We start from the raw sequence: 26,481 nt of genomic DNA, 5'->3' as shown, positions 1-26,481 counted from the left end.
ATCCATGGTATCTCGCTTGGTAGTATTGACCGCCATCGAATGGACGCGGTTCTGGATTGCCACACCGGCAGTCGGAGAAGTGCCGCCTAACAGTTATTGGCAGTTCGAGATAAGCAAGCAAACCCGCGAGCTCCGCTGGTCGAAATCATCCGTGCTTTACGTACGTTCGGTTTGTTTGCGAGTGGCAGATCGGACCGCAGCTTCGACAACTACGCGTCGGGCTCGCCGTTCGGCCCAATCTTCCTGGGATTCCGCGCTAACCGCCTTCTCCGCCGATGCGATTGATGACGAGAAGTATTCCCGCGCCGGATATCGCCGTGCCGAGGGCCATCAGCCACGATAGCGGCTCGCGGAACATTGCCCATGCCCAGACCAGCGTGACGGGCGGACTGAGGAACAGCACGCTCGTCACGCGAGCTGACGAGGACCGCCGCAGACACGCCCAGTACAGACCGCATCCGCCGAGCGTCGCGAAAATGACGCTCCACGCGATGCTCGCCGCGAATCCGGCGGACAGGATCGGTGCGATGCAGCCTTGAGACGCTTGCAATGCGAAGAAGATCGGGCACGATACGAGGCTCTGCAGCCACAGCATGCTCAGCGGACTCAAGGTGCCGCAGTGCGAAGAGCGTTGCTGCCAGACGGTGCCCGCCGCGAGCGATAGCATTCCCGCGACCGGCAGTCCATAGGTCCACACGGGCGCGCCGCCGAGAGAAAGGGCATCTCGACAGACGATCAGCGTCCCGACAAGACCGAGTCCTAATCCGGCCCACACGATAGCCGGGTTGCGCTGGCGAAAGAGACAACTGGAAATTAGCACCACGCCGATAGGCAACAAGTCGGCGATGAGGGCCGCGAGACCGGCGGGCACGCCACGCTGAACGCCACCCGCGACGCCCGCGAGATAGCCGGCCATCGCCAACGCCCCGATGCATGTTTGCCGGATCAGAACAGGCTGGGGCGTATGCCGGATCTCTCGCGCCACGAACGGAAACAAGCCGATGGAAAGCGCGACGAATCGCCATAACGTGACCAGATAGACCGGTGCATAGTCCGCCGAGAATCGCATCCCGATGGAGCCGGAACTCCAGGTGAGCACCATTGCCGCTTCGAGCACGGGTAGCGGCACGGGGCTCCGTCCAGGTACGCGTTCGTTTGTGTATGTTCTCGCCATGTTTCCACGTTAGCGCGCCGCCGTTGATTCGAAAATCAAAATATACTGATTCGATCGTTCAGCCTGGCTAAACCACTCGGGATCACACGATGAGCACTGTGTTAGACATCGAACTGCTGCGGACCTTTCACGCGATTGCGCGGCTGGGGCGCTTCCGGGCGGCGGCCGAGTACGTCAACCGAAGTCCGGCGGCGGTAAGCCTTCACATTCAGCGTCTGGAAGCCGCTGCGGGCGGCAGATTGCTGGAGCGGGACAATCAGTCGGTCACGTTGACCGTGCTGGGCAAACGGCTACTGGCGAGCACGGGTGAACTGCTGGCGGCTCACGACCGGATAATCGACGAGATCAAGGGCAAACGACTGGCGGGCCGCGTCGTGCTCGGCATCCCCGATGAATACGCCGCTCACGTCATTCATGACATCCTGCCTGACTTCTCGACGAGGTGGCCCGACGTGGTACTCGAAGTGAAAACCGCGCCGAGCCTCAAGCTACGGGATCAGATTGCGCGCGGCAAGCTAGACGTGGCGATCTTCGTTCAGCCTGCGCACCGAAGCAGATCGGCGAACGTTCTGACGCTGACCACGCCCGTCTGGGTCGGCAGTACGACGTTCGCGCTCGACGCGTCGCGTCCGGTTCCGTTGGCGCTGTATGCCGAGCCGTGTCCCTATCGATTGGCGATGACGGATGCGCTGGAAGCCGCGGAACGCAAGTGGCGAGTCGTGCTCGACAGCGGATCGACGCAAGTCATCAAGGCGTGCGTCGAATCAGGGCTCGCGGTGACGCTCCTCGACCGGGCAAGAGTCACCGCGGACATGCGGGTGATCGACGGTCTTCCGCATGTAGCCGATCACGAGGTGGTGCTGTTGCGCGATGACACCGGACGCGCAACCGAGGCGATCGACCTGCTCGCAACGGCGCTGCGGCAGCAGTTCCGGCTTTAGCGCCGCACACGATTCGAGCATTCAAGCGCCCGCTCTTTCCAGAAACTTCGCGCGCATCGGCTTCAGCACGAACATCGCGAGCACGGCCGTCACGATGTCCAGCGTGATCCCGACGCTGAACACCGGCACCCAGCTTCCCGCGTGCTGATGCAAAAGCGCCGCGAGCGGACCGCCGAAGATCGAACCGATGCCCTGCGAGATATACAGCCAGCCGTAGTTTTCGGTGGCGTGGCGCGTGCCGAAGGTATCTGTCAAAGTGGACGGGAAGAGCGAGAAGATTTCGCCCCAGCCGAAGAAGACGACGCCCGAGAGCAGCACAAACAAGACGGCGTTGTCGCGCGTCAGGAGCCACAGCGCCATCGCCGCGCCTTCGAGCGCGAAGGCGAAGAACATCGTGTTTTCACGCCCGAATGTGTCCGATACCCAGCCGAAGAGCGGACGCGTGAGTCCGTTGGTGAAGCGGTCGATGGTCAGCGCGAGCGGAAGCGCGGCCATGCCGAACACAACGACCTTCGTGATGCCGAAGTCCGCCGCAAAGGTCGCCATCTGCGATGTGACCATGAGGCCCGAGGTGGACATCATCGTCATCATGGCGAACATGAGCCAGAACAGAGGCGACTTCATCATTTGCGAAGGACGCAGATTCGGCACGTTCGATGCCGCCATCGCCGCCGCCTGCGCCGATGCCTTCGCCGCTGCTTCATCACGCGGCACACGCAAACCTTGCGATGCGACGAAGCCCACGACCGCGAACGCGATGCCGTAGATCCACAACGTCGCATCGAGACCGCGCGCCGCCAGCGAGGCCGAGATCGGGAACGTCGTCACGATTGCGCCCATGCCGTAGCCCGCGGCGACGGCGCCCGCTGCGAAGCCGCGCCGGTCGGGGAACCAGCGCACCATCAGGCCGACCACGCCGACATACACGATGCCCGTGCCGAGCCCGCCCACGAGACCGTAGGTGAGATACAGCATCGATGTGCTGGCGGCCATCGACGAGAGCACCCAACTCAGGCCCGACATGACCGTGCCGAGTGAAATCAGCAGGCGCGGACCGAAGCGGTCGATCAGCTTGCCCTGAAACGGCGAGAAGAACGTCTGCAGGATGATGAGCAGCGAGAACGTGATCTGCAACTCGGGCAGCGGCACGCCGAGCTTTGCCGACAGCGGTTTCGTCAGCAGCGTCCACACGTATTGCGGGCTCGAAATCGACATCATACAGAGCAGGCCGAGACCGAGTTGCAGCCAGCGGTTGTGAGCGGCGATCGCGGGCGCGGCTGCATCGTCGTGCAGTGTCTGGATGCGTGAGTTCATAGGCGTTCCCCGTTGTGTTGCGGATAAAAAAGATCAATAGTGCCCTCCGGTCCGACGAGCGCGGAACCGGATGGCTTTGAAGCTATAGCGTTTCAGGTGTTACCAGCCGGCGGCTGAACCGTCGCTGCGCGGATCGTGACCGGCTTCGAATAACCCGTCTGGATACCGAACTATTGCGCCAGCGTGCCCCATCGCTTCGTCGTAGGCGGCGAGCACTTCGACGTCGTGACCGAGCGCGCGCAATGCGTCGATGGTTTCGGCGGGAAAGCGCGCTTCCAGCTTGAGCGAGTCGGTCGACTGGCCCCAGGTACGGCCGAGCAGCCAGCGCGGCGCATCGATCGCGGCCTGGGGATTCCAGCCGAATCGTGCGATGCGTGAGAACACCGCGCTCTGCGATTGCGGCTGGCCGTCGCCGCCCATGTTGCCGTAGACCATCGTGCGGCCGTCGGCGAAATGGGCGAGCGCGGGATTGAGCGTGTGAAACGGACGGCGGCCCGGCATCAGCGGATTGAGCGACGACGGATCGAGCGAAAAGCTGCAACCCCGGTTCTGCCAGTTGATGCCCGACTGCGGCAAGACGATGCCGCTGCCGAACTCGTGATAGATGCTCTGGATGAAACTGACGGCGACGCCATCGCCATCGATGACACCCATCCAGACTGTATCGCCGGGACCGCGGCCACGGCCCCAGGGGGCGGCGCGCGACGTCGAAACGTGCTGCGCCATCGCGTCGAGCGCGGCGGGATCGAGTTGCGTGACGGGATCGATGCGCATGTGGTCCGGATCGGTCACATGTTCGTCGCGCACCTTGAAGGCTAGCTTCGTGGCTTCGACGCATGCATGCACGAACTCGGGGCCGAGCGGGTCCATGTCGTCGGTCAGCACGCGGTCGAGCACGCCGAGGATCAGCAGGGACACGAGACCTTGCGTCGGCGGCGGCATGTTGTAGACGGTGCCCAGCGTATGCGTGAGCGCGAGCGGCGTACGTTCGCGAGCCGTGTGCCGTTCGAGGTCGGCGAGGGTGATGAGCGTTTCGAGCGACGACAGGTCGTGCGCGATGCTTCGCGCAAGATCGCCGCGATAGAAGTCGTCTAGTCCTGCATCGGCGAGTTGTTGAAGCGTGGCGGCGAGACGCGCGTTGACGAAGCGCTCGCCGGTGCGCGGCACGCGGCCATCGGGCAAGAAGGTTTGCGCGAAGCCCGGCGCGTTTTCGAGTTCGCCGCGCTTACCCGAGATGCAGTTGGACTGACTGCGCGTGACGGGAATGCCTGCCTTCGCGTAGTGGATAGCGTCTTCCAGCAGACGCGCAAGGGGTAAGCGGCCGCCGAGTGTGTTCTTCGACACGCGATGCGCGAAGTCCCAGCCGGAGACGGTGCCTGCGACGGTATTGGCCGCGAGCGGGCCGCGTGCGGGAATGGCGTCGAAACCGAGCGCGCGATAGGTGCCGATGTCGGCGCGCATCGCGGCCGCGCCGCACGCCTCGATGCCGATGGGCGCATGGCCCGGACGCGAGATCAGCCAGAAGCCGTCTCCGCCGATGCTGTTCATGTGCGGATAAACCACCGCGATGGTTGCGGCAGCCGCGATCATCGCTTCGACGGCATTGCCGCCTTCGCGAAGAACCGCGAGCGCACTTTGCGATGCAAGCGCATGTGGCGCGACGGCCATGCCGCGCGAGCCGCGTGTGGGATTGAGTGCTGCGAAGACTTCCAGAGACATCGACGTTTCCTTGTATACAACGAAAGCGTCAATGCGAGTTCCGTGCCAGGCGTTGGTGAAAACCCTATAGGGGCTTGCTGGCTAAGCCTTAGCGCGGCGCTTACGGTGTGTTGGAACGACGCGGGTCGATGCCGTCAGATGGTGCGGCGCGGTCGTGCCGGTGCGTGGGCGACCGCCGAACGCCCCGCTTCGGTGCGGGCGGCGAGCACGCGTTGCATCGTGAGGCCGCGTACGCTCGCCTGGCTGCCGCTGATATGACGCGACACCAGTTCGACGCCGGATGCGCCGTCGCCGCGACGAATGGCATCGAGAATGGCGACATGCTCTTCGTACGTTTCCGCTATGCCGTCGCCCTTCACGAGGTCGAGCCGCCGCACCACGCGGATACGGTCGGTGACGCGTTGCATGGTCGCCGTGAGCTCATCGTTGCCAGCGGCTGCGACCAGCGCATGATGCAGCGATTCGTCCAGTTCGACGAGCTTCCGGCCATCGACGACCCGGCGCGCACGGCCGACCAGCCAGACGCGATCGAGCGCATCGAGCAGCAAGTGAAGATCGCCTTGCGGCACTTCGCCATTGCAGAGCTTGCGCACGGCGAAGACTTCGATCATCTGACGCATCTCGTAGAGGTCGTCGAAACGCTTGTTGTCGATGGACACCACTTCCCAGCCGCCGCGCACGTAGCCTTGCATCAGGCCATCGCTTTGCAGGCGTTGCAGCGCTTCGCGCGCGGGCGTACGCGATACGCCGAAGCGCTTCGCAATGGCGCCTTCGGTCAGGCGGTCACCCGACAGAAGACGCATGTCGAATATTTCCTCGCGCAGGGTGTAATACACGTGATCCGCGCGCGACAGCGCAGCGTCTTGCGCTTCGACAAGGCTTGCGTCGGCCATAACGTTGAGCTTGGTAGCGTGCATGGACGGGAAGCTTATCAAAGGGTTGCGCGTCGCCAGAATTACCGGACGGCAAAAATCGCTCGGTGGATTCGTGGCGCGTTCGCCAACGAAGCCGCCGCGCGATTTTTCACTTCAATTCGAAAATGCTGTCGATTTCAACCGGAATGCCCATCGGCAACGTATGCACGCCCAGCGCGCTTCGCGCCGGAAGCCTGTCTTGCCCGAACAATGTCAGCAACAGGTCGCTGGCGCCGTTCGCCACTTGCGGGTGTTGGGTGAACGACTGTTCGGCGCGCACGTAGACCGTCAGCCGGCTGCATCGGTCGATGTTGTCCAGGCCGCATGCCTGATCGACGCACGCGAGGATCATGAGCATCGTCAGATGCGCCGCATGCCGGGCCGTTTCGAGAGACATGTCGCCGCCGACGATGCCGACGAGTGGCTTGCCGTTTTCGAAGGGCCCAAGACCGGAAACATAGACATGACTACCCGAAATGGACACCGTTCGATAGGAGCCGAGCGGGGAGATGGGCGCCGGCAGTTCGATTCCCGCTCGTGCAAGGCGTTCGGCTACGTTCATGTCCGGCTCACCGTGATGTGACGAAAACACGAGCGTAACCCGGTCAATATCCCTGGTTATTTGGAAAATAGGCATGGGCGAGTTCGGGGTCGGTGGCGCTTCCTTTTGTTCTCCATGCTCGACCGACTAGAGCACCTCGTTCGGCGGCCTTGCGTGATAGTTGCGTGTGCGCAGCTTCGTGACGGACACGACGATCGGCGTCCTCAACGTCCACCCGATGCCGATACTCGGAACGCCGCACAGGGCGAGCGCGATGTAGATCATCGGAACGGCGGCGCCGTCATCGATTCCGCCTTCCGATGACAGCGCGAACCGCAGCGGCTCCTCGTCGCCTGCTTACTTCACGCGCAGTTCGTTCGCGAGCACCGGGTCGGTCGGCCCGAGCGTCGAGGCGAGAAGGAGCGCAGGGCCCGTCGCGAGGCCCACTTCGGTCAGCGTGCGCAGCAGACGGATGTGGCTTTCCAGGTCGATCATCAGCAGGCCGATGCTCGCGGGGCCGAGCACAAAGCCGACGACGAGGTAGAGCATCGCACCGGTTATGGGCAATCGCTCGACGTTCTTGCGTCCGACCGCCATCAAAACGAGCAATACACCGACGATCAGCAATCAGACGCCTCCGATGATCAACACGGCCTCCTGTCGTCGGCATTTCCGTCCCGCGCGTCACTGCCGCGCCCCGGTTCCCTCGATGCGCCACAACTGCGTCTCGAGCCGCGGGCCGTTCTCGGGCTTGAACCAGCTCATGTCCTGGATGTGGGAACTCGTGACGTAGAGGGTGCCGTCGGGTCCTTCCGAGAACGTATCGGGCCAGCGCAGCCGCTTGTCCTGTACGAGGGTCGTGACGCGATCGCCGTCGCGGACTTTGACTGCATCCTGCTCGATCGCGCTCAGATAGAGCCGCCCGCGCTCGTCGATCCAGAGACCGTCCGTCGGCTCCGTCTTGGCGACGCGCTCCACGCGCGCTTGGAGGTCCTTCTCCGGCAGACGCGGGTCCTGCAATGCGCTCGTTGCAATGCGATAGAGCGTGCGACCGGTCAGCGCTTTCCAGTAGAGCGTGCGGCCATCGGGCGAGAGCGCGAGGCTGTCGGCGGCAAATTCGACGCCGCGGCCGTCCGGTCGGCGCAGCGGGCGCCCATCGATCTTGACCACCACGTCCTTTTCCGGCTGCGTGCTCGGATGGCCGCTGAGCACGCGTCTGGATTTGTCCGTCTGCAGGTCCACGACGACGAGCGCTCCCTCGGCCCCGGCATCGGTCAGATAGGCATACCGTCCATCCGGCGAAAACCGCACATCGTTGAGATAGCTTCCCTGAGGTGCGACTGTCTCGTCGAAACGGATAACCTGCGCTACCTTGTTCGCCTTAAGGTCGATTTTCACCAGCTTGGGCCCACGCGACACCAGCGATGCTGTGGCTGGCGCGGCCGGATCGACGACCCAGAGGTTGCCGTGTGCATCGGTCACGACGCTCTGGACGCACACGAAATGATCTTCAGCGGATATCTCGTTGCGCCATGAATTCCACCCCTCGTCCGGGTAAGGTTTGATCTGGCCGTCGCGAGTCACTTCGGCGACCGAGATCGGCGCATCTTCCGTCCAGCGCGGGAAATTGACGAAGATGCGCCCATCCTTCGAAACGGTCACGCCTGTAACCTGGTGCTCGAATTGCGCGACCTGCTGCAATTGTGGCGTATCGGATGAAGGCCCCGCGTGCTGCTGTGCGATGGACGCATTGGCGAGAAGCGTTATCGCCACGATGGCGGACGCGGCTGTGATTCGGATCATGGTCGTTTCCTTTGCATGGCGGCACTCGGGATGCACGGCGAATTTACGGCGCGAACACGGCACGCACGCAGCCGCCGGTCTTGTGCTTGAACATGTCGTAGCCGCGCGGCCCGTCCTCCAGCGAGAAGCGGTGAGTGGCGAGGTAAGCAGGGTTCAGCTCGCCTTTCTGGGCGTGCGAGAGCAGCCGATCCATATAGGCTTGCCCGTGCTGCTGCGCGCTGCGCACCGTCATGCCCTTGTTCATGATGGCGCCCATCGGGAACTTGTCGATCAAACCGTAGACGCCGAGCACCGACAGCGTGCCGCCTTTGCGGCAGGCCATCACGGCTTCGCGCAGCGCCTGGCCGCGGTCCGTCTCCAGACGCAGCGCCTGCTTGACGCGGTCATACGCATATTGCGGCCCGGTGCCGTGCGCTTCCATCCCTACCGCGTCGATGCATGCGTCCGGGCCCCGCCCGCCGGTCATCTCCCTGAGCGTTTCGAGGACGCTGTCGACCGCCGTATAGTCGATCGTCTCCGAGCCGGCGTGCTCGCGCGCCATCTGCAAGCGCTCGGGGAAGCGGTCGATCGCGATGACTCGCTCCGCGCCCATCAGCCGCGCGCTTTGCTGCGCCATCAGACCGACGCCGCCGCAGCCCCAGACCGCGACCGTATCGCCCGGCTGGATGTTGCAGAAGTCGGCGCCCATGTAGCCGGTCGGCGCCGCGTCTGAAAGGAACAGCGCCGTATCGTCCGCCACGCCGTCAGGGACCTTGAAGCAGTCGTTGTCGGCAAACGGTACGCGCACGTATTGCGCATGTGCGCCCGCATAGCCGCCGAACGCGTGGGTGTAGCCGTAGATGCCTGCCGTCGTATGCCCGCCCAGAAGCGGTGCCTGTAGTTCGGGCTTCGGGTGCGTGTTGTCGCACAACGAGTAGAGGGAATGCTGGCAATACCAGCATTGCCCGCAAACGATGAATGAAGGAACCACGACGCGGTCGCCTTTCGCGAGGCGCTTCACCTCGGGGCCGATCTCCTCGATCACGCCCATGAACTCGTGACCGATGACATCGCCGGACTTCATCGTCGGAATGTAGCCGTCGATGAAGTGAAGATCCGAGCCGCAGGTCGTCGACAGACTGACGCGCAGAATGGCGTCGCGGGGATTGATGATCTCAGGGTCTTTCACAGTCCCGACGCGCAGGTCGTTCACCCCGTTCCAGTACAGTGCTCGCATGCTCACTCTCCTTAACGTGCGGTTGTGCGAGCAGCGGGCTGCCGCTCAGTGGTAGGAATCTCGCCGGTTTCGACGAGGCTCTTGAAGCGCCGCAGCGCGTTGTCCGCGACCAGATTCAGCGGCGCGGCCCCGAGGAGTTGGAGCAGGCCTTCACCGAGAGCGCCGCCGGGCGGGTCGAACCGGACGTGCAGCGTTGCCACCGTGCCGCGGTCGTGCGGGGCGGAGTCGAAGCGGACGGATCCTTCGTTGGAAATGGCGGCGTCAGGCAGCGAGCGCCAGCCGACGCCTCCGCCGGGGCCGTCGACAATCTCCGATTCCCACTTGTAGGCGCGACCGAGCGGCGTCCTTATTTCCCAGCGCATGCGGCCGTCGCCGATCGGGTGCAACGTCGCGAAACCTGCGATGAGTTGCGGGAGCGTCCCGGGCGCAAGCCAGAGTCGACGAAGCTCGTCCGCAGTCTTGCCGATGGTGATTGCGCGCTCCACCTCCGGTGTCGCGCTGGCCATCCTGCTGCGCCCCTGGTTGTCTGCCCGTCCGCGATGGAGCGGGACACCACTCGCCGCGGCCATGCCCGCGCAAGCTGTGAGCGCAAGAGCCACGGCACCTTTCTTTCGTCCGGCGAGTCCGGACACGATCAAGGCCGCGCTGAGCGCGACGAGGATCCAGCCCATGCCTTGCATTGTTTCCCTGGACGAAATGCCCGAAGAATGGCCGCCGCGTCCCGATAATTCGCGCGGCCGGGTAGCAGGAATGTTGCTTGCCATAACGAATGCTCCCAAGGTTACTGACCGCCGTAGTGCCCGCTGCGCAGTTCGTACCGTGCAGCGGGATCGACGAGAAATATTGGCGACGCTCGAGCCCATCGCACGCGTGGCCATGCGTCGTGGAACCGGACCGTGGGATGCATCGCCATTCTCAGCTTGATCGATGGACTCGAGCGCTCATGCGACTGCGATCGCCGCGTCGCTTCGCTAGCCTCCGGGGTGCAAGACCACCTTGGTCCAGCCGTGATCGCGCACGTCGAAGTGCTGATAGGCGTCGGGTGCTTCCTCGAGTTTCAACTCGTGCGACACGATGAACGATGGCCTCGCGCGGCCCGCGTGAATCAGGTCGCGCAACTGCCGGTTGTAGGCCTTGACGTTGCACTGGCCCGTCGCGATGTGCTGGCCTTTAAACCAGCACTTGCCCCAATCGAACGCGATCTGGCCTTTCTTCGCCAGCTCGTCCTGCGCGCCCGGGTCCTCCGGAATGAACACGCCGACCACGCCGATCCCGCCAGTGAACTTGACCGACGACACGAGGTTGTTCATCGTCAGATTGGGGTGCTCGTGGCGTTGCGGAGCCGGATCGTGGCACTGGTAGCCGACGCATTCGCATCCGACGTCCGCGCCCATGCCTTGCGTCAAGTCCATCACCCGTTCCACTGGATCTTGCTTCGAATAATCGATCGCAATCGCGCCGATCGACTCTGCGAGCTTGAGCCGGTCCGGATGGCAATCGACCACCATGACGCTGCGCGCGCCCTTGATCATTGCCGAGTGCGCGGCCATCAGACCGACCGGTCCGGAGCCGTAGATCACCACGGCGTCGCCGGGCCTCAAGCCGGCGAGCTCGGTCGCGTGCCAGCCGGTCGGGAAGATGTCGGCGCACATCACGTAGTCGGTCTGCTTGTGCTCGGCGTCTTGTGGCAGTTTCAAGGCCATGAAGTCGGCCCAAGGCACCCGAAGGTATTCGGCCTGTCCGCCGGGCCACGGACCCATGTCGGCGAAGCCGAAAGCGCCGCCGGCGATTCCCGGCTGGTTCGCGCTCAGGCAAAACGCCGTGAGTCCGCGCTCGCAGTTCACGCAGTGGCCGCAACTGACATTGAATGGGAGACACACCCAGTCGCCGGGCTTGAGCCGCTCCACGGCCGGGCCGACCTCTTGCACCACGCCCAGATTTTCATGACCGAAGATGCGGCCTTGCTCGAAGTCCGTTCGGCCCTCGTACATATGCAGGTCGGAACCGCAGATGTTGGTACTGGTGATCCTGACGATGGCGTCGGTCGGACGTTCGATTTTTGGATCTGGAACGTTCTCGACGGTGACCTGGCGAGGACCACGATAGACAACCGCTTTCATATCGTTCTCCGAGAGTCAACTGCAAAGAGCCTGAGCACATCCCGCGTGAGCGGCTGACGGGCTCGACTAATCCGCAGACGCATCTGCGGGACGTCCCTCTCTTGTTCATGCCGGCACGTTTGCAGACAGCGTCTGCTATGGGTATCGCATCGCGGGGTCTATAGCGATACTAAATAGTGAGTGCCACGCGCACCGGATTATTCGTGACGGTGTGCGAGTAGATGGGCAGCTATCGGCGTGCCCGATGTGTCGACGGAGACGGCTCGCGGATGTGAGCTATGCGGTCTAAGGATCAAGGCAATTGATACGGCTGTCTAATCGATGCGTCAGGTCGACGGGCATCGCGTAGTCGTGGAAAACTTGCGTCGGGCTGCAGATTTTGCAGGAGCGGCTCGGTTCGGGAGCCGGAAGGGCCGCTATTCGGTCGGCCAGCTCGCTGGCGTGTCTGCATCGGTGAGTATGTTCCGGAGAATTTGTCCGGGAGAAAACAAGCGATGGCCGGCCGCGCAGACGCCCGTACAGAAGGCGTTTGCGGGCAGCGTCTTGCATCGCGCGACGCATGAAGATGGCTTTGACGTTGACAACGATGCAGGACAGACGGCCTTCCGGCTCACTGCCCACGCCGATAACCGGATCGCGGACCAGCATGGAGACAAGAAAACACGCGTTGAACGGAACGTCGAATGCTGTTCGCAGTGCGGTTGCCGCGTGACCGAGAAGCGAGGAGGGCCGCGCGCGAAACAACCGTTCAATCACAATGGAGGTTAAGCGATGAGAGCGCTCATCTGGGAAGGCAAGAAGGACATCCGGTGCGAGTCGGTTCCGGATCCGGTCATAGAACATCCCCGCGATGCGATCATAAAGGTAACGACTTGTGCCATTTGCGGCTCGGACCTGCATCTGTTCGATGGATTCATGCCCGGCATGGAATCCGGCGACATCATGGGGCACGAATTCATGGGCGAGGTGGTGGAAGTCGGCAATGCGAATAGCACGCTGAAGATCGGGGATCGCGTCGTCGTTCCCTTCACGATCATCTGCGGCGAGTGTGAACAGTGCAGGCGCGGCAACTTCTCGGTCTGTGAACGGAGCAACCGGAACCAGGACGTCGCGAACAAGGTTTTCGGCCACACGACTGCCGGCTTGTTCGGTTATACGCATCTGACAGGCGGCTATCCGGGCGGTCAGGCCGAGTACGTGCGGGTACCTTACGCGGACAGAACGCATGTGAAGATTCCCGAAGGCCTCACCGACGAGCAGGTGCTCTTTCTCGGCGACATCTTCCCGACCGGTTGGCAGGCAGCGGTTCAGTGCGAAATCGAGCCGACCGACACCGTGGCGATCTGGGGCGCGGGACCCGTCGGCCAGATGACGATTCGCAGCGCCGTTCTGCTCGGCGCGAAGCAGGTGATTGCAATCGACCGGGTGCCCGAGCGTCTCGCCATGGCGCGTGCGGGCGGGGCCACCGTCATCAACTTCGAAGAAGAGAGCGTGCTCGAGCGCCTGGCCGATCTCACGCAAGGCAAGGGCCCCGAGAAGTGCATCGACGCGGTGGGCATGGAGTCGCATGCGACGCGCTCATTCGATTCCCTGTACGACCGGGCCAAGCAGGCCGTGATGTTGGAAACCGACCGGCCGCACGTATTGCGCGAAATGATCTACGTCTGCCGTCCGGCGGGCACGCTCTCCGTGCCGGGCGTGTACGGCGGACTCATCGACAAGATTCCGTTCGGCGCTTCCATGAACAAGGGGCTCACATGGCGCATGGGCCAGACTCACGTTAACCGCTGGACGGACGACCTGCTGCGACGCATTCAGGACGGGCAGATTGATCCGTCGTTCGTGATCACGCACACGGTGCCGCTCGATCAGGGTCCCGAGATGTACAAGACCTTCCGCGACAAGGAAGATGGCTGCATCAAGGTGGTGCTGAAGCCATAGCCGCGAAGACGCCGGCTTGTACCCGGCCCCGCCCGTGTGCGACGTGCCGCTGCGACGTGGATTCGGACGCACGGTCGTAGACGGGCGCACCGCGAATGACGCTAGCGCAGGCCGCTTCGTTCTACGGCGCGACCGGCCGCACTCTCGACGGCTTGAGTCTACTGCGCCATAGCGACCGTTTTCGTGAAGTGGAATCCGACCCTGCGTGACGGCGATGAGCGTGACGTCGTGCAACCGGCGGTAACGCTGTCGTTTTAATACGTCAGTCAAAAATGCTGAATAGGTATTAATTACCTTATTTTCGTGCGCCGTTATCGGCTTCCGGTTTAGGATTGACTGTCTCGTGGCAGTACGTCAACTAGTGAGAATGCGCGAGAACCGGCCGAAGATAGGCGAATACCCGAAGAAAAACGGCTCTTGCGCGGGAAGACTTTATTCTCGCGCTAACGATTGCGAATGGTCGTATCAACCCTAAAAGACGTTTACCCGATGTAACTATTTGTTGCAGCGCCCGGCTCTTAGTCAGACAATTCGTTCACGCCTTCAATGACGGCGCGATAAGCAAGTCAAATTTACTTACTGGTCTGCCACTATGAACGCCACCTCCGATCTCAATGCTATCCGCGAATTGAACATGTCGTACTTGATGCTCGCGCGACGGGTGCTGGCATCGGACCGCGAAGCGGCACAGTCGCATCTGGGTCTCTCGGTAGAAATGGCAGACCTGCTCCTGAAGCTTTCGCCGGAGCAGGCGCAGAAGCTCGCGTCGTCGTCGCAAGTGCTGTGCTTCTTCCGCATGAGCACGGATGCGATGCTGGCGGGCCTTGCCACTCGCAGCAACGACGCTACGATGTCGGCCGTCGCGAATGACGCTCTTCTGGCGGCCTAATCATGACAACCACTACGCCTTTGAAGAGCCTCGCTGACGAAGCTGCTCAGGTCATGCGCGCCATCACGCTGATCAAGCTCGGCGCTCGCATGCAAGTGCTGGAATCGGAAATCTCGACGCTCTCGCGTGAACGACTCATTCGCCTGTATCGAGAAGTGAAGGGCGCATCGCCGCCCAAGGGCATGCTGCCGTTCTCGGAAGACTGGTATCTGACGTGGGGGCCGAACATTCACACGTCGATGTTCGCGAACGTCTACGCCTTTCTGGAAGCGAACAGCAAAGGCTTGGACCGCGTGGATCTGCTGACTCGCGCGTACTCGCTCTATGCCGAGCACTTCGACATGATCGGCGAGCCGTTGCAGATGGACCTGACGCGCGCCTGGACATTCATCCGTTTCAAGGACGCCGGGATCCTCCGTCTTGCGGGATGCACGCGTTGCCGCGGCAAGTTCGTCGCGCACGCCCATGAGCCGTCGCATTCGATGGTGTGCGGCATCTGCCAGCCGCCGTCGCGAGCAGGGAAGACCAAAGCGGCCGCGAAAGCGGCGCTCGAGCGCGACGCCGCTCCGCAAGCACAGGCGGCTTGACCGTTTATCCACGAGCGGCCTTCGGCACGTTGAAAAGCCGAAGCATCTCGTCGCGAACATCCGAGATGTCGAGCACGTGTTGCGCACGGGTGAGCGCCACGTACTGCGACGGGCTCGAATTCCGTGCCCAGATGGAAGCCTCAGACGGGATTGGATAAGGAATGACGACGATCGCCAGCAGGAACAGGAGCTTGATCACGCGGAACCAGTGATCACTCTTTAGCGTAAATGCGACCCGAACAATGGTGTTGCAGCCAGTAGGCCCCGATCACGACATAGCAGAGAATGAGCGCGAGATATTCACGCCACTGCTGCGCCATGGCGCGTGTCAGGTCGATTGCGAAAACCGCGTCGCTGAATCCTTCCAGGCGGTCAAGCGGGAAGGGCTGGGAGCTTGTCGAGGTTAGGCCTCGCAGCGAAGAAGTGCTTCCGCCCCTCGGGGTGTCGTCGGCCGTTATGTGATCAATTCGAGGTGCCGCGCACCGTCGGGGCCGCATCGACGACCAGCCGGCGATCAAACGTCGCGAGCGTGCCGCGATGAGCGCGAGCGAGCGCGAGCAGACAAGTATCGGTCACTTGATCTGTCGCAAGGATCCGGCTGGCATCGACGTGTTGTACTCATCCATCATAGCGATCACGGGTCGCAATATCTCAGCATTCGGTACACCGAACGTTTGGTGGACGTGGGCGTTGAGCCATCAGTCGGAACCGTCGGCGACTCGTACGGCAACGCACTGGCCGAAACGATCAACGGCTTGTATAAGGCCGAAGTCGTGCATCGGCGTTCATGGCGTACGCTCCAAGACGTCGAGCTCGCCACGCCCGAATGGGTTCACTGGTATAACCACCATCGGTTGCTCGGCTCGCTCGGGTACGTATCGCCTGCGCAAGCAGAGGAAGTCTACAATCGGAATCTGGTGCCCTCCGCTCGCGCGGCGTAGCGCCAAACTCGGCGGTCTCCGACAAAGTCGGGGCGGTTCAATGCGGCGGACTTGCTCGAAGCAGATGAGACGTCTTGCCTGAAGTGACTCGCGTACTGAACGGCGTCACAGCCCGCATCCGAGTTCCCGGACGGCCCAAAAGCGGTCATCTATCGACCAATTTCGCCAGCGTGCGCCGCATGATGAGCGCGCCGAGCAGCAGGAAGCCGGTCAACGCATACATGCCCGCGTGATTGCTGTGCGTGGTGCCCTTCGGCCGGCCGACCAGGTAAGGCGAAAAAAGCCGCCGAGATTGCCAAGCGTGGTAGTGAAGGCAAACGCGCGCACCGCCGACTTGCCGCCGGGGAGTGCGGTGGGCAGCGGCCAGACGCGTGGCGGAGGAAAGCACGTCACGAAGTGGGTCTTGAATCCCGAGGCTATCGAAGCGGCTTGAGCGCAAAAAAGCCGGCCTCGTGCGATGCCGGCTGCGTTTGATGCAGCGAGTGCGTCAGGCGTCAGCCGAGAGGAATGCGCGCATCGTAGAGCGGGCGGAGCTTGCCAGGATGCACCGCGCGGCACAGCGCCTCGACGAAGAAGAAGTCGCCGAACATCGTCGCGCCGTACACGCCGATGTTATGCGGCTTCGAATAGCACGAGTTGTGCAGCAGACCGTGCTGGCCGTCCTTAGTGAATTCGTCGCGACACAGCGCCTCGAGCATTGCGACCCCGTGACGATGCCACTTCTCGGCAGCTTGAGCATCGGGATGCAGACGCGCCATCTCCAGCAGCGCCGATGCAACCACAGCAGCAGCGGCGGTGTCCTTGATCTCGGCGTCGTGGCCGGTGGCGTCGAAGTCCCAAGGCGGCACCTGTCGGCCGTCGAGCCGGTGCAGGTAGTAGTCGGCAAGGCGCTCGGCAAGGTCGAGATACCTGCGCTTGCCGGTCTCGCGCGCGGAGTTGACGTAGCCGTAGATCGCCCATGCCTGACCGCGGCTCCACGCCGATTCGTCGGATGCGCCCTGGAACGTGTAGCCGCGCTTGCGCGCGCCGCTCTCCACGTCGTATTCGACGGCGTGATAAGTCGAGTCGTCGGCGCGTACGAAGGCGCGTGCGGTCATCTCGGCATGCGCGTCGGCGGCCTGGCGATAGCTGCCGTCGTCGGCGTAGCGAGCGGCCCAGTAGAGCAGCGACAGATTGGCCATCGTGTCGATCGCGGAAGCGCTGCGGCCGCGCGGATCGGAGATCGGTCCCCACGACGCAAGATAGGCGCCGTCGCGCGTCGTCACGAGTCGCGCGCGCAGCTTGTCGGCGGCTTCGAGCGCGATGTCGGCGAACCATGAATCGCCGGTGATGTGATGTCCCGGCACCGCGCTGCTATCGAAGATGAAGCCGATGTCATGCGTGTTCGGGTCCTTCGCGCGCTGTTCGACCAGCAGCATGCGTGCGCGCGCCCATTCTAGAAAGCGGGCCTCGCCGGTATGCAGATACGAAGTCAGCAGCAGGCCGACCCAGAAGCCGCAGAACCAGTTGCCGTGACTCCAGGCATCGCCGTCATAGCCCGCCGAAAGCGAGGCCGGCAGTCGCACCCATTGACCATCGGGGCCGGTCACTTGAGGGAATTCGACGCCGAGGGTCAGCTCGTCGGACGCGACCTTCTGTGCGGTTTTATCGAGGACTTCGCGAAACAGCTTCGCCTGGGCCACGCTGAGTGACAGCGAGTTCGTTGCATTCGACACGGCGTCTCCTTGAGTTCGTCATTTGCAGGACGATTCTAAGAAGCACGCGTGCGAGCGCGTTAGGATGAAACGCATGAACTGTTGGACATTTCCGCATCGAAGCGCTGCATGACGACACTCATATATGCAGCTTGTCGAGGCTGCGCCGATAGTCGATCGGCGAGCGGCCGGTGTGTTTGCGAAAGCAGCGGCTGAAGTAGGCCGGATCGTCGAAGGAAAGCATCGCGGCGATCTCCGCGACATTCACTTCGGAGTGCAGCAGCAGACGTTTCGCCTCCAACATCACGCGCTCGCGAATCAGCTTGGGTGCGGTGCTGCCGAGCGCCTGACGCGTCGCTTCATTGAGCGCGCGTTCGGTGACATTGAGCAGGCGTGCGTAATCTGATGCTTCGTTGACCGAGCGGAAATGTTTTTCCAGCAGGCTCTTGAAGCGCCGCGAAAGCAGCACGCTGCGCGACGCGGCGGCATCGCGCATGGCGGCGGCGTCGCACATGCGCGCGACCTTGATCACAAAGACGTGCAGATAGGCCCAGATCGCATCGGTGTAGCCGACCCGTTCCTCCTGATACTCGTGCCGGATGCCGTCCATCACGCGCGCCAGTTCGCGCACCTGCGCATCGCTCAGATTGACGCACGGATCGAGCTGCTCGAAGTTGTAGACGGGCACCTCGGTTTCGGTATGGCGGTTCTGCACGCGAAACGCGAAGAACTCCGATGAGAAGCTGATCGAATAACCGAGCGTATCGCTTGACAGATCGAGATCGTGCACCTGTCCCGGCGCCATGAAATAGAGCGTGTTGGGGCGCACGTCGTGACGCACCGAATCGATCACGTGCGAGCCGCTGCCCGCGATCACCCACATCATGTGATAGAAATCGTGCCGATGCGGATAGACCAGCGTCGATTTGAGCGCCTCGATCGGCGCAAGATGGAAGTCCGGCGTCTTGACGTGTGCGCCGTATTCGTAGTCCTCGATCCGGATCACCGGAACGTGACAGCAACATGCGGTATCCAACTGTCTCCTCCGTCGGCGGCGAAGCGTCGTCGCGCCCGCCTGCATGCCCGCACGGCGCGGGCGACTGCATGAGTGTAGCCGCGCATGGGCTCGCCGGGTGACTGGCATTTACACCATGCGCCGCACGGGGAACGGCGTTACGCCGCCGCGCTGCGCGCCATCAGCGCCTGATCGAAGCGCAGCTCCTTCAGCGCGGAAAGCCCGCTCAACACGACGCGCCCCTGCTGATTGCGGACGGTCGTGTCCATCACGAGGATGTGCTTCGCCGGCTTTTTTTCGACGACGCAAACGTTGATCGTCACCGTGTCGCTGATATACACCGGCCCCAGAAAGCGTAGCTCCTGCCCGACATAAGCGAAGCCCGGGCCCGTTAGTTCGGTGTGCGCCGCCGACACCAGCGCCGCCGTCAACAGGCCATGCACGACGCGCCGTCCGAAAGGCGAGAATTCGGCGAAAGCGTCCTCCATGTGCAGCGGATTCAGGTCGCCGGACAACTTCCCGAACGCGTCCACTTCGGCTTCGGTGATCGTATGCACAATCACCTGGGTACGGCCGATTTCGACTTCATCGAAGCGCAACAGCGCCGGCCAGTTATGCGGTTGTGCGCTCATGCATCTCTCCTCGCAGTCAATGCGACGCCGCTCTCGACGAAGGCGTCGATCTCTTCCGACTTATATCCCAGTTCCGCGAGCACTTCGCGGGTATGCTGTCCCTGTTTGGGCGGATGCCGGCGCAAGGGCGGCGCGGCGCCGTCGTAGCGCACCGGGTGCGCCAGCACACGCACCGGCCCGGCTTCTTCGTGATCGAACGACATGATCATCTCGTTGTGCGCGACTTGCGGATCGTGCTCGACTTGCTCGTAGTCGTTGACGGGCGCGAACCAGATGTCGTGTTCTTCGAAGGTGCGCATCCAGTCTTCGGTCGTGCGCGTTTTCAGCGTGTCGTAGACGAGGCGATTGATTTCCTCGCGCCGCAGCACGTTGTCCTTCGGATGCGTGAACTCGGCGAGCGCGGGAGATGAGAGCGCATTCACGAGCTTTTGCGTCGGCGTGAGCGACATCGCGATATAGCCGTCAAGGGTCCGGTACACGCCATACGGCGCCGGATGGAAGCGGCTGCCGGTCGGCGGATGCGTGCGCGCCCAGAGCGGCCCCTTGTTCATGTAGTACGTGAACGGCTCGATCTGCAGATCGAGCGCGGCGTTGAGCAGATTGCTCTCGATGCGCGTACCTGCACCGGTGCGCTCGCGCGCCTGCAACGCGGCGACCACGCCGAACGCGGCCAGCACGGCCGCGTGCTGATCGACGATCGCGGAGCCGACCGGCGTGGGCGGCGATTCGGCGTCGCCGGAAAGCATGGTCATGCCGCTCATCGCCTGCAGCAGCAGATCCTGGCCGGGACGCTTCAGATAAGGGCCGGACGAACCGTAACCAGTGCACGAGCAATACACGAGACGCGGATTGACTTTATGCACCTGCGCATAGCCGAAGCCCATTTTGTCGAGCACGCCGGGGCGATAGTTCTCGATCAGCACGTCGGCTTCGCGAATCAGACGCCATACGATTTCGCGCGCGCCTTCGTCGCGCAGATCGAGCGAGATGCTGCGCTGATTGCGGTTGCCGAGCAGAAAGAACACGCTCACGCCTTCGATGAACGCATCCGCGCCAGTCCAGCTCCGTTCGAAGGCGCCGCCGGGCGGCTCGATCTTGATGACGTCCGCGCCGACATCGGCAAGCATTTGCACGGCGGCGGGGCCTTGCAGAAAATGCGTGAAACTCAGCACCTTGATGCCTTCCAGCATAAACATTCTCCTCTCGGTTTCAGCTCGCGTTCACGCGAGCAGCGTGCGCGCGATGATCATGCGTTGTATTTCCGATGTGCCTTCGACGATCTCGAGCACCTTCGCGTCGCCGAATGCGCGCGCGACCGGAAACTCGGCCATCACGCCGTAGCCGCCGTGAATCTGCAGCGCCTGGTGCGCGGCTTTCATCGCGTGTTCGGTGGCGAAGAGCTTCGCTTGCGATGCCTGTGCATCGAAGGGCGCGCCGGCATCCTTGAGCGCGGCGGCGTCGTAGAGCATCAGGCGCGCGGCGTGCGCGTCGGTCGCCATATCGGCGATCTTGAACTGCAGCGCCTGGAACTCGGAGATCGCGCGCCCGAACGCGCGGCGCTCCTTCATATATCCGATCGAGCGATCCAGCGAGCCTTGCAGGATGCCGAGCGCAAGCGCGCCGATCAGGATGCGCCCGGTGTTGATCTGCGCGAGCGTCTGGCGCAAGCCCGCGCCGCGTTCGCCCAACAACTGATCCAGGGGAATTGCGCATCGCTCGAAGAACAGCTCGTGCGTGATCGATGCACGCCAGCCGATCTTGCGCAGCTTCCTGCCCTTGCTGTAGCCCGGCGTCCCCTGCGGCACGATGAAGTTCGAGATTTCCTTGCGGCCATCGGGACGCGTGCCCGTCACCGCCGCGATCACGGTCGGCCCGCCTATTTCGGTGCCCGAGTTGCTGATGAACGTCTTCGCGCCGTCGATGATCCAGCGTTCGCCGTCGAAGGTCGCACGCGTGGCGATGTTCGCGGCATCGGACCCGGCGTCGGGCTCGGACAGACCGATGGAGCCGATCTGCGTACCGTCGAGAATGGGGCGCAGGAAGCGCGCTTTCTGTTCCGCCGTGCCGTAGTTGTTCAGCAGGCTCGCGACGGTGGAGTTGGCCATCAGCGCATTGGCGACGGCGCAATCCACGCGGGCGAGTTCTTCCAGCACGATGACGAACGACAGCCAGTCGCCTCCGCCGCCGCCGGATTGCTCGGGATACGGCAAGCCCGTGAAGCCGAGTTCGCCGGCCTGTCGCCAGATCGCGTAGGGAAAGGCTTCCTGTTCCCAGAGCGTTTCCGATCGCGGCGCGATTTCCTTTTCGGCGAAGCGGCGCACCGCTTCGCGCATCATCGCGTGCTGTTCGCCGAGCCAATGAGGTTGATTGAAGGTTGTCGTCATGGTGTGACCGGTGCGGTGTTGGCTTGAGCGGTGCTGCGTGCGCGCGTGCGTTCCACGAATTGCCGCAGGCCCGTGCGCGCGCCATCGCTCGAAAAATTCACGGCGTATTGCGCGGCTTCGAAGTCGAGTCCGGCGGACAAGGGCAGTTCGCCCGCGCGATTCAGCGCGCGCTTGGCCATCTCGACGGCGAACGGATCGTAGGAGGCGAGGCTGTCCGCAAGCGCGCTCACGCTGTCGAACAGCTTCTCCGGCGCGGCGATTTCGTGGATGAAGCCGAAAGCCTCGCATTCGCGCGCGGCAAAGCGCTTGCCGCTCATCACGAAGCGTTTCGCGCACGCGAGCCCCATCTTGGCGACGGCCAGTTGCGTGCCGCCCCAGCCGGGCATGGTATTCAGGGTGATCTCGGGAAACGCGAAGCTCGCATCGCTCGACGCGACGATGAAGTCGCACGCCAGCGCCAGTTCGAAGCCGCCGCCGAGCGCGTAGCCGTTGACCATCGCGATGGTCGGCTTCGCGCATTCATGCAGACGCAGAAGCACGCGCTGTCCGGCCATCATGTCGCGATACGCCGCGACGCCGTCGAGCGACACGAGCCGCGCGATGTCGTTGCCTGCGGCGAATGCTTTCGCGCCGCTGCCGGTGAGTGCGATTACGCGTGTCGCGTCGTGGGCGAGGGCATCGGTGATTTCTGCATCGAGCGCGGCCAGCATCTCGGGCGTGAAGGCGTTGAGCTTGTCGGCGCGATTGAGCGTCAGGAGACGCAGGGCGCCATGCTGCGAGGCGAGAACGGGAAGCCTGTCGTTCGTCATGGCGTTACAGCACTTTCAGATAGGTCTTGCCCGATGCCACGACCACGCCGTCCTGGCGCGTCACGTCGGCCGCGAATACGCACACGTTGCGCTCTTCGTCCTTGTCTTCGAGCGTGAGGCGCGCGGTCACCGTGTCGCCGATGAACACAGGCGCGTTGAAGGTGATGTCATAGCGATACGACACGGCACCGGGGCTCGGCGCTTTCGCAGCCATATGGCCCATCACTGTGGAGAGGAAACCGACCGACAGACAACCTTGTGCGATGCGCTTCTCGAAGCGCGTGCCCTTCGCATATTCCTCGTTGAGATGCACGGCATAGAAATCGCCGACGATGCCGGCGAAGCCGTAGATATCGTATTCGGAGACGGTCTTGGCGAAATCGGCGGTGTCGCCGATTGCATAGCAATCCATATGAGGGCGTTTGGCCATGTCGATGAGTCTTCGTAATGAGTTGGGGTTAACGCTGAACGGCGCGCTTGAGCGTCTTATCGCCGGCGTGGAAGTCACTTTAAAGACGCGCCACATTTAACCGGTAGGACGGTTCGCGCAATCTTTTGGACTTTTTTGCAGCCGGCCCGGCGATGCAAAGGAGCAGCGTAAAAAAGTCCAAGAAATTCGAAGACTGGTCCTAACGCACCATCGCTGCGATCACAAATACTTGCGTCAACCCGCCGGCTCGCGTTCGCCTGGCGGCATTCATATCGAGCAAGGAGACAACATGAGTTGGCTTTTCAAAGCGCAGAGCATGCTGCGCGTAGCGATGAGCGCGGCGCTCGCCGCGATGTGCGTGGCGGCGTCATCCAGTGCGATTGCGCAGGACAAGGTCGTGATGAAGCTAGGTCACACGCTGGCGCCCGACAATCACTATCAGCTCACCGCGCAGGTGTTCGCGAAGGAAGTCGCCGCGCGCACGCACGGTCACGTCGAGATTCAACTGTTCCCGCAATCGCAGCTCGGCGGCGAAGTGCAGATGACGCAGGCGCTGCGCACCGGCACGCAGGATCTGATGATTTCCGCGCAGGCGCCGATCGACAACACCATCAAGCAATGGCAAATCTTCGACTTGCCCTATCTCTTCTCCAGCATGGACGAAGCGAATGGCGTGCTGCAAGGACCGGTCGGCCGCAAGTATCTCGACATGATGAAGCCGGTGAACATGATCGGCCTCACGTGGCTCGCGGTCGGCGAACGCAATCTGTTCACGACCAAACGCCCGGTTACGTCGCTCGCGGACATGAAGGACCTCAAGGTGCGCGTGATGCAGAGTCCGGGTTATATCGCGGGCTACAAGGCGCTCGGCGCGAATCCGACTCCGCTCGCCTACAACCAATTGTTCCTCGCGCTTTCGCAAGGTCTCGTTGATGGCGCCGATACATCGCCCGAGCAGTTCGTGCAGGACAAGTTCTCCGACGTCGCCAAGCATTTCTACGTGACGCACGTGAACTATCTGCCGGTCGTGCTGGCAATGAGCAAGAACTCGTGGGACAAGCTCTCGCCTGCCGATCAGAAGGCGTTCCAGGACTCGGCAAAGACTGCCGCGGACTTCGATCTCCAGGAATACAAGCGCGAATACGACGCCGCGATCACCTCGATGAAGGCGAAGGGCATTCAGGTCACAGTGGTCGACACCGCGCCGTGGGCGCAGGCCACCAAGAGCGCGCGCGACGAACTGATCGGCAAGATCCCGGACGGCCCGACGCTGTATCAGGAAATCAACTCGGCCAAGCAGGCGCCGGCGGTCGCATCGAAATGACGGACGCGAACGACGGCCACGGCACAATCCAGGCAGCGGAGGTGACACGGATGGAAAAGCTCGCGCGCGGCTTGATGTTCGTCGACGGCATCGTGCTGAAGATCAATCTGTTCGTCTGTAGCTGCCTGCTGCTCGGGGCGGTGATCGTGGCGGGTCTCGGAGTGATTTTCCGCTTCGTGCTGCACGATTCGCTATCGTGGTCCGACGAGGTCTCGGCGTATCTCTTCGTGTGGCTCACGTGCCTCGGCGCGGCGGCCGGCGTGAAGCTGCGCGCGCATCCGGAAGTGCGCGTGCTGGCCGATCGCGTGCCGGCGGCGTTCGCGCCGCTGCTCAAGGACTTCACGGACTGCGCGATCCTCGCGCTCGGCGCGGTGTTCGTGCTGTACGGCACCGATATGCTCGCACTCATGGGCACCGAAACCGCCGCGTCGATTCCGATCTCGATGGTCTATCCGTATCTCTCGATTCCGGTGTGTGGCGCGCTGCTCGCGTTTCATTCGCTGGTGCGCATCGTCGTCTCGCATCTCGCGCCGCAGGCGCAGACCGGCGTCGCGCTGATCGAGGGCGTGTCGGAACATCTCTAGGATAAACATCATGTGGGCAATCGCTTTTGGAGCGGGGCTGCTCGGGCTGGGCGTGCCGGTGGCCATCTGCATCGGCATCGCGGCGACGCTCGCGCTGTCGATCAACGGCACGTCGCTGCTCGTGATTCCGCAGCAACTGTTCTCGAACCTCAACAACGTCGGCCTGCTCGCCATTCCGTTCTTCATGTTGACCGGCGCGATCATGGATTCGGGCGGCGTGTCGAAGCGCATCATCGAATTCTCGCAGGCGCTGGTGGGCTTCATGCGCGGCGGCATCGGTCAGGTGACGATCGTCGCGAGCATGTTCTTCGCGGATCTTTCCGGCTCGGCCACGGCGGATACTGCCGCGATCGGTTCGGTGATGATTCCCGGCATGGTGAAGAAGGGCTATAACCGTGCGTTCGCGGTGGCGCTGCAATCCGCTGCGGGCTCGCTCGGGTTGCTTTCTCCCGTGTCGATGAGCATGCTCGTCTATGCGTACACGGCCAACGTTTCGGTCGGCACGATGTTCATCGCCGGCATCATTCCGATGCTGCTGGTGGTCGCTTCGTTCATGATCGTGAACTATGTGACTGCCGTGAGGAACGATTACAGCGCGGTCGAGCCGTTCGATGCGCGCAAGCTCTGGACCACTTTCCGCGAAGCGTTCTGGGCACTGCTCACGCCGGTCATCATTCTGGGAGGCATTCTCGGCGGCATCTTTACGCCGGTCGAGGCGGGCGTGGTGGCCGCGGTCTACGTGACGCTGGTGAGCGCCTTCGTGTTCCGCACGCTCAAGCTCTCGCACTTCAAGGACATTCTGGTGAAGACTTCGGTCAACACCACGCGCGTGTCCTTCCTGCTCGGGCTGGCGTTCGTGCTCGGCCGTTATCTGATTGAGGCGCAGATTCCGCTGCACGTGGCGAACAGCTTCCTCGCCGTGACCACCAGCGCGATTGTGCTGCTCATCTTGATCAACCTGTTCCTGATCGCGGCGCATACCGTGCTCGAAACCATTTCGAGCATCGCGGTGGTGATTCCGGTGTTCCTGCCGCTCGTCGTGCAGATGCATATCGACCCGATCGTGTTCGGCGTCATCGTGCTGATCAACTCGGCTATCGGCATCAATCTGCCGCCTATCGGCTTCTGTCTCTTCACGGCGGCGTCGATCGGCGGGGTATCGGTGGAGAAGGCCACTCGCGCGATCCTTCCGTTCATTCTGGCGCTGGTGATCGATCTGCTGCTGATCATCTTTTTCCCGCATATTCCGCAGTTTCTGCCGCATCTGCTCGGAGCGAAGTGATGGGTTGACCTGTTAGCAATAAGCGGGTAAGCACCGGTCATCGACGGCATGTCGGTGTCCCGCAGTTCGGGAGCCTCGAGGCCATCGGGGTCGCCTGCTCTGATCCCGCGATGGGGAAGTGCGGGGCCGATCTCATCCAAGCACGCCTAACAGGCCGCTGAAATACACTCGAGCTGAAGCGGCCTCGCTCCAATCACAAGGCTTTCGCCGCGAGGTTTTCGCATTGT

The 26,481-nt window shown here is 62.7% G+C and carries 26 protein-coding genes and 1 pseudogene; 8 read left to right on the top strand and 19 right to left on the bottom strand.

Annotated elements, in window-relative coordinates:
* Positions 1-256: 256 nt before the first annotated feature.
* Positions 257-1,129 (bottom strand): DMT family transporter, encoded by an 873-nt coding sequence (locus AWB76_RS35845; protein ID WP_082864604.1) that lies wholly within the window; start codon positions 1,127-1,129, stop codon positions 257-259.
* A gap of 134 nt (positions 1,130-1,263) precedes the next feature.
* Here AWB76_RS35845 and AWB76_RS35840 point away from each other — a divergent pair, with 134 nt between their 5' ends.
* Positions 1,264-2,115, top strand: a complete 852-nt coding sequence (locus AWB76_RS35840; protein ID WP_061164823.1) for a LysR family transcriptional regulator — start codon at positions 1,264-1,266, stop codon at positions 2,113-2,115.
* A 21-nt stretch (positions 2,116-2,136) separates the two neighbouring features.
* Here AWB76_RS35840 and oxlT read toward each other — a convergent pair whose 3' ends face one another.
* From oxlT to AWB76_RS35795, 10 genes are all read right to left on the bottom strand, one after another.
* The gene (gene oxlT / locus AWB76_RS35835) at positions 2,137-3,429 is read right to left on the bottom strand and encodes an oxalate/formate MFS antiporter (protein ID WP_208606654.1); all 1,293 of its coding nucleotides are present in this window, start codon (positions 3,427-3,429) and stop codon (positions 2,137-2,139) included.
* 99 nt (positions 3,430-3,528) lie between these two features.
* Positions 3,529-5,148: a gamma-glutamyltransferase family protein gene (locus tag AWB76_RS35830; RefSeq protein ID WP_061164822.1), complete on the bottom strand. Its 1,620-nt coding sequence runs from the start codon at positions 5,146-5,148 to the stop codon at positions 3,529-3,531.
* A gap of 134 nt (positions 5,149-5,282) precedes the next feature.
* Entirely contained in the window at positions 5,283-6,041 is a 759-nt protein-coding gene (locus AWB76_RS35825) for a GntR family transcriptional regulator (protein WP_096031396.1), read from the bottom strand.
* A gap of 130 nt (positions 6,042-6,171) precedes the next feature.
* Positions 6,172-6,624 (bottom strand): RidA family protein, encoded by a 453-nt coding sequence (locus AWB76_RS35820; RefSeq protein ID WP_061164820.1) that lies wholly within the window; start codon positions 6,622-6,624, stop codon positions 6,172-6,174.
* A 126-nt stretch (positions 6,625-6,750) separates the two neighbouring features.
* Complete coding sequence (locus tag AWB76_RS41315) at positions 6,751-6,888, bottom strand: hypothetical protein (RefSeq protein WP_157696296.1); 138 nt, start codon at positions 6,886-6,888, stop codon at positions 6,751-6,753.
* Positions 6,889-6,960: 72 nt separating this feature from the next.
* The gene (locus tag AWB76_RS35815) at positions 6,961-7,230 is read right to left on the bottom strand and encodes a hypothetical protein (RefSeq protein ID WP_061164819.1); all 270 of its coding nucleotides are present in this window, start codon (positions 7,228-7,230) and stop codon (positions 6,961-6,963) included.
* Positions 7,231-7,287: 57 nt separating this feature from the next.
* A complete protein-coding gene (locus AWB76_RS35810; RefSeq protein WP_061164841.1) occupies positions 7,288-8,406 on the bottom strand; it encodes an SMP-30/gluconolactonase/LRE family protein in 1,119 nt (372 codons plus the stop codon).
* Between the two features lie 43 nt (positions 8,407-8,449).
* Positions 8,450-9,622, bottom strand: a complete 1,173-nt coding sequence (locus AWB76_RS35805; protein ID WP_061164818.1) for a zinc-dependent alcohol dehydrogenase — start codon at positions 9,620-9,622, stop codon at positions 8,450-8,452.
* 11 nt (positions 9,623-9,633) lie between these two features.
* Positions 9,634-10,386 (bottom strand): SRPBCC family protein, encoded by a 753-nt coding sequence (locus AWB76_RS35800; RefSeq protein ID WP_157696295.1) that lies wholly within the window; start codon positions 10,384-10,386, stop codon positions 9,634-9,636.
* A gap of 207 nt (positions 10,387-10,593) precedes the next feature.
* Positions 10,594-11,742 (bottom strand): glutathione-independent formaldehyde dehydrogenase, encoded by a 1,149-nt coding sequence (locus AWB76_RS35795; RefSeq protein ID WP_061164816.1) that lies wholly within the window; start codon positions 11,740-11,742, stop codon positions 10,594-10,596.
* A gap of 771 nt (positions 11,743-12,513) precedes the next feature.
* Between AWB76_RS35795 and AWB76_RS35790 the strand changes: the two genes are divergently transcribed.
* The 3 genes from AWB76_RS35790 to flhC all read left to right on the top strand — a co-directional run bounded on the left by AWB76_RS35790 (position 12,514) and on the right by flhC (position 15,159).
* Entirely contained in the window at positions 12,514-13,683 is a 1,170-nt protein-coding gene (locus AWB76_RS35790; protein WP_061164815.1) for a zinc-dependent alcohol dehydrogenase, read from the top strand.
* A 592-nt stretch (positions 13,684-14,275) separates the two neighbouring features.
* Positions 14,276-14,572, top strand: coding sequence for a flagellar transcriptional regulator FlhD (locus tag AWB76_RS35785; protein ID WP_061164814.1), 297 nt, complete (start codon positions 14,276-14,278; stop codon positions 14,570-14,572).
* Between the two features lie 2 nt (positions 14,573-14,574).
* Positions 14,575-15,159, top strand: coding sequence for a flagellar transcriptional regulator FlhC (gene flhC / locus AWB76_RS35780; protein WP_061164813.1), 585 nt, complete (start codon positions 14,575-14,577; stop codon positions 15,157-15,159).
* Between the two features lie 4 nt (positions 15,160-15,163).
* Here flhC and AWB76_RS42485 read toward each other — a convergent pair whose 3' ends face one another.
* Complete coding sequence (locus tag AWB76_RS42485) at positions 15,164-15,358, bottom strand: hypothetical protein (RefSeq protein WP_074171477.1); 195 nt, start codon at positions 15,356-15,358, stop codon at positions 15,164-15,166.
* Positions 15,359-15,776: 418 nt separating this feature from the next.
* Here AWB76_RS42485 and AWB76_RS35765 point away from each other — a divergent pair.
* Positions 15,777-16,100, top strand: a pseudogene (locus AWB76_RS35765) (integrase core domain-containing protein); the annotation flags it as partial.
* A 494-nt stretch (positions 16,101-16,594) separates the two neighbouring features.
* Here the strand turns inward: AWB76_RS35765 and AWB76_RS35755 are convergent.
* The 7 genes from AWB76_RS35755 to AWB76_RS35725 all read right to left on the bottom strand — a co-directional run bounded on the left by AWB76_RS35755 (position 16,595) and on the right by AWB76_RS35725 (position 23,064).
* Positions 16,595-17,815: a glycoside hydrolase family protein gene (locus AWB76_RS35755; protein WP_061164811.1), complete on the bottom strand. Its 1,221-nt coding sequence runs from the start codon at positions 17,813-17,815 to the stop codon at positions 16,595-16,597.
* Between the two features lie 118 nt (positions 17,816-17,933).
* Positions 17,934-18,830: a helix-turn-helix domain-containing protein gene (locus tag AWB76_RS35750; RefSeq protein WP_061164810.1), complete on the bottom strand. Its 897-nt coding sequence runs from the start codon at positions 18,828-18,830 to the stop codon at positions 17,934-17,936.
* A 137-nt stretch (positions 18,831-18,967) separates the two neighbouring features.
* Positions 18,968-19,441 (bottom strand): MaoC family dehydratase, encoded by a 474-nt coding sequence (locus AWB76_RS35745; protein ID WP_061164809.1) that lies wholly within the window; start codon positions 19,439-19,441, stop codon positions 18,968-18,970.
* Positions 19,438-20,637, bottom strand: coding sequence for a CaiB/BaiF CoA transferase family protein (locus AWB76_RS35740; RefSeq protein ID WP_244173620.1), 1,200 nt, complete (start codon positions 20,635-20,637; stop codon positions 19,438-19,440). Before AWB76_RS35740 ends, AWB76_RS35745 begins: the two co-directional genes overlap by 4 nt.
* Positions 20,638-20,661: 24 nt before the next feature.
* Positions 20,662-21,825 (bottom strand): acyl-CoA dehydrogenase family protein, encoded by a 1,164-nt coding sequence (locus tag AWB76_RS35735; RefSeq protein WP_061164808.1) that lies wholly within the window; start codon positions 21,823-21,825, stop codon positions 20,662-20,664.
* Positions 21,822-22,634 (bottom strand): enoyl-CoA hydratase/isomerase family protein, encoded by an 813-nt coding sequence (locus AWB76_RS35730; protein WP_061164807.1) that lies wholly within the window; start codon positions 22,632-22,634, stop codon positions 21,822-21,824. Before AWB76_RS35730 ends, AWB76_RS35735 begins: the two co-directional genes overlap by 4 nt.
* 4 nt (positions 22,635-22,638) lie before the next feature.
* Complete coding sequence (locus AWB76_RS35725) at positions 22,639-23,064, bottom strand: MaoC family dehydratase (protein WP_063936430.1); 426 nt, start codon at positions 23,062-23,064, stop codon at positions 22,639-22,641.
* A 289-nt stretch (positions 23,065-23,353) separates the two neighbouring features.
* On the opposite strand from AWB76_RS35725, the gene AWB76_RS35720 reads away from it, so the two are divergent.
* From AWB76_RS35720 to AWB76_RS35710, 3 genes are read left to right on the top strand one after another with little or no spacing between them, the layout of a single operon-like run.
* Positions 23,354-24,388, top strand: coding sequence for a TRAP transporter substrate-binding protein (locus tag AWB76_RS35720; RefSeq protein WP_082864607.1), 1,035 nt, complete (start codon positions 23,354-23,356; stop codon positions 24,386-24,388).
* Positions 24,389-24,438: 50 nt separating this feature from the next.
* Entirely contained in the window at positions 24,439-24,972 is a 534-nt protein-coding gene (locus tag AWB76_RS35715; RefSeq protein ID WP_061164838.1) for a TRAP transporter small permease, read from the top strand.
* 10 nt (positions 24,973-24,982) lie between these two features.
* The gene (locus tag AWB76_RS35710) at positions 24,983-26,254 is read left to right on the top strand and encodes a TRAP transporter large permease (protein ID WP_061164805.1); all 1,272 of its coding nucleotides are present in this window, start codon (positions 24,983-24,985) and stop codon (positions 26,252-26,254) included.
* Positions 26,255-26,481 lie beyond the last annotated feature (227 nt).

The sequence above is a fragment of the Caballeronia temeraria genome (genome assembly GCF_001544795.2).
GTDB classification, from domain to species: Bacteria; Pseudomonadota; Gammaproteobacteria; order Burkholderiales; family Burkholderiaceae; genus Caballeronia; species Caballeronia temeraria.
Note: the sequence above shows the minus strand (reverse complement) of the source record. Positions and strands in the feature narration are given on the sequence as shown.

What these genes read in the sequence shown, in the direction of transcription:
- AWB76_RS35785 (WP_061164814.1), top strand. Translation starts at nt 14,276, where the DNA reads ATGAACGCCACCTCCGATCTCAATGCTATCCGCGAATTGAACATGTCG.
- AWB76_RS35830 (WP_061164822.1), bottom strand. Translation starts at nt 5,148, where the DNA reads ATGTCTCTGGAAGTCTTCGCAGCACTCAATCCCACACGCGGCTCGCGC.
- AWB76_RS35790 (WP_061164815.1), top strand. Translation starts at nt 12,514, where the DNA reads ATGAGAGCGCTCATCTGGGAAGGCAAGAAGGACATCCGGTGCGAGTCG.
- AWB76_RS35735 (WP_061164808.1), bottom strand. Translation starts at nt 21,825, where the DNA reads ATGACGACAACCTTCAATCAACCTCATTGGCTCGGCGAACAGCACGCG.
- AWB76_RS35710 (WP_061164805.1), top strand. Translation starts at nt 24,983, where the DNA reads ATGTGGGCAATCGCTTTTGGAGCGGGGCTGCTCGGGCTGGGCGTGCCG.
- AWB76_RS35745 (WP_061164809.1), bottom strand. Translation starts at nt 19,441, where the DNA reads ATGAGCGCACAACCGCATAACTGGCCGGCGCTGTTGCGCTTCGATGAA.
- AWB76_RS35725 (WP_063936430.1), bottom strand. Translation starts at nt 23,064, where the DNA reads ATGGCCAAACGCCCTCATATGGATTGCTATGCAATCGGCGACACCGCC.
- AWB76_RS35715 (WP_061164838.1), top strand. Translation starts at nt 24,439, where the DNA reads ATGGAAAAGCTCGCGCGCGGCTTGATGTTCGTCGACGGCATCGTGCTG.
- AWB76_RS35825 (WP_096031396.1), bottom strand. Translation starts at nt 6,041, where the DNA reads ATGGCCGACGCAAGCCTTGTCGAAGCGCAAGACGCTGCGCTGTCGCGC.
- AWB76_RS35800 (WP_157696295.1), bottom strand. Translation starts at nt 10,386, where the DNA reads ATGGCAAGCAACATTCCTGCTACCCGGCCGCGCGAATTATCGGGACGC.
- AWB76_RS35730 (WP_061164807.1), bottom strand. Translation starts at nt 22,634, where the DNA reads ATGACGAACGACAGGCTTCCCGTTCTCGCCTCGCAGCATGGCGCCCTG.
- AWB76_RS35840 (WP_061164823.1), top strand. Translation starts at nt 1,264, where the DNA reads ATGAGCACTGTGTTAGACATCGAACTGCTGCGGACCTTTCACGCGATT.
- AWB76_RS35810 (WP_061164841.1), bottom strand. Translation starts at nt 8,406, where the DNA reads ATGATCCGAATCACAGCCGCGTCCGCCATCGTGGCGATAACGCTTCTC.
- AWB76_RS35720 (WP_082864607.1), top strand. Translation starts at nt 23,354, where the DNA reads ATGAGTTGGCTTTTCAAAGCGCAGAGCATGCTGCGCGTAGCGATGAGC.
- AWB76_RS35805 (WP_061164818.1), bottom strand. Translation starts at nt 9,622, where the DNA reads ATGCGAGCACTGTACTGGAACGGGGTGAACGACCTGCGCGTCGGGACT.
- AWB76_RS35740 (WP_244173620.1), bottom strand. Translation starts at nt 20,637, where the DNA reads ATGTTTATGCTGGAAGGCATCAAGGTGCTGAGTTTCACGCATTTTCTG.
- AWB76_RS35820 (WP_061164820.1), bottom strand. Translation starts at nt 6,624, where the DNA reads ATGAACGTAGCCGAACGCCTTGCACGAGCGGGAATCGAACTGCCGGCG.
- AWB76_RS35795 (WP_061164816.1), bottom strand. Translation starts at nt 11,742, where the DNA reads ATGAAAGCGGTTGTCTATCGTGGTCCTCGCCAGGTCACCGTCGAGAAC.
- oxlT (WP_208606654.1), bottom strand. Translation starts at nt 3,429, where the DNA reads ATGAACTCACGCATCCAGACACTGCACGACGATGCAGCCGCGCCCGCG.
- AWB76_RS41315 (WP_157696296.1), bottom strand. Translation starts at nt 6,888, where the DNA reads ATGATCTACATCGCGCTCGCCCTGTGCGGCGTTCCGAGTATCGGCATC.
- flhC (WP_061164813.1), top strand. Translation starts at nt 14,575, where the DNA reads ATGACAACCACTACGCCTTTGAAGAGCCTCGCTGACGAAGCTGCTCAG.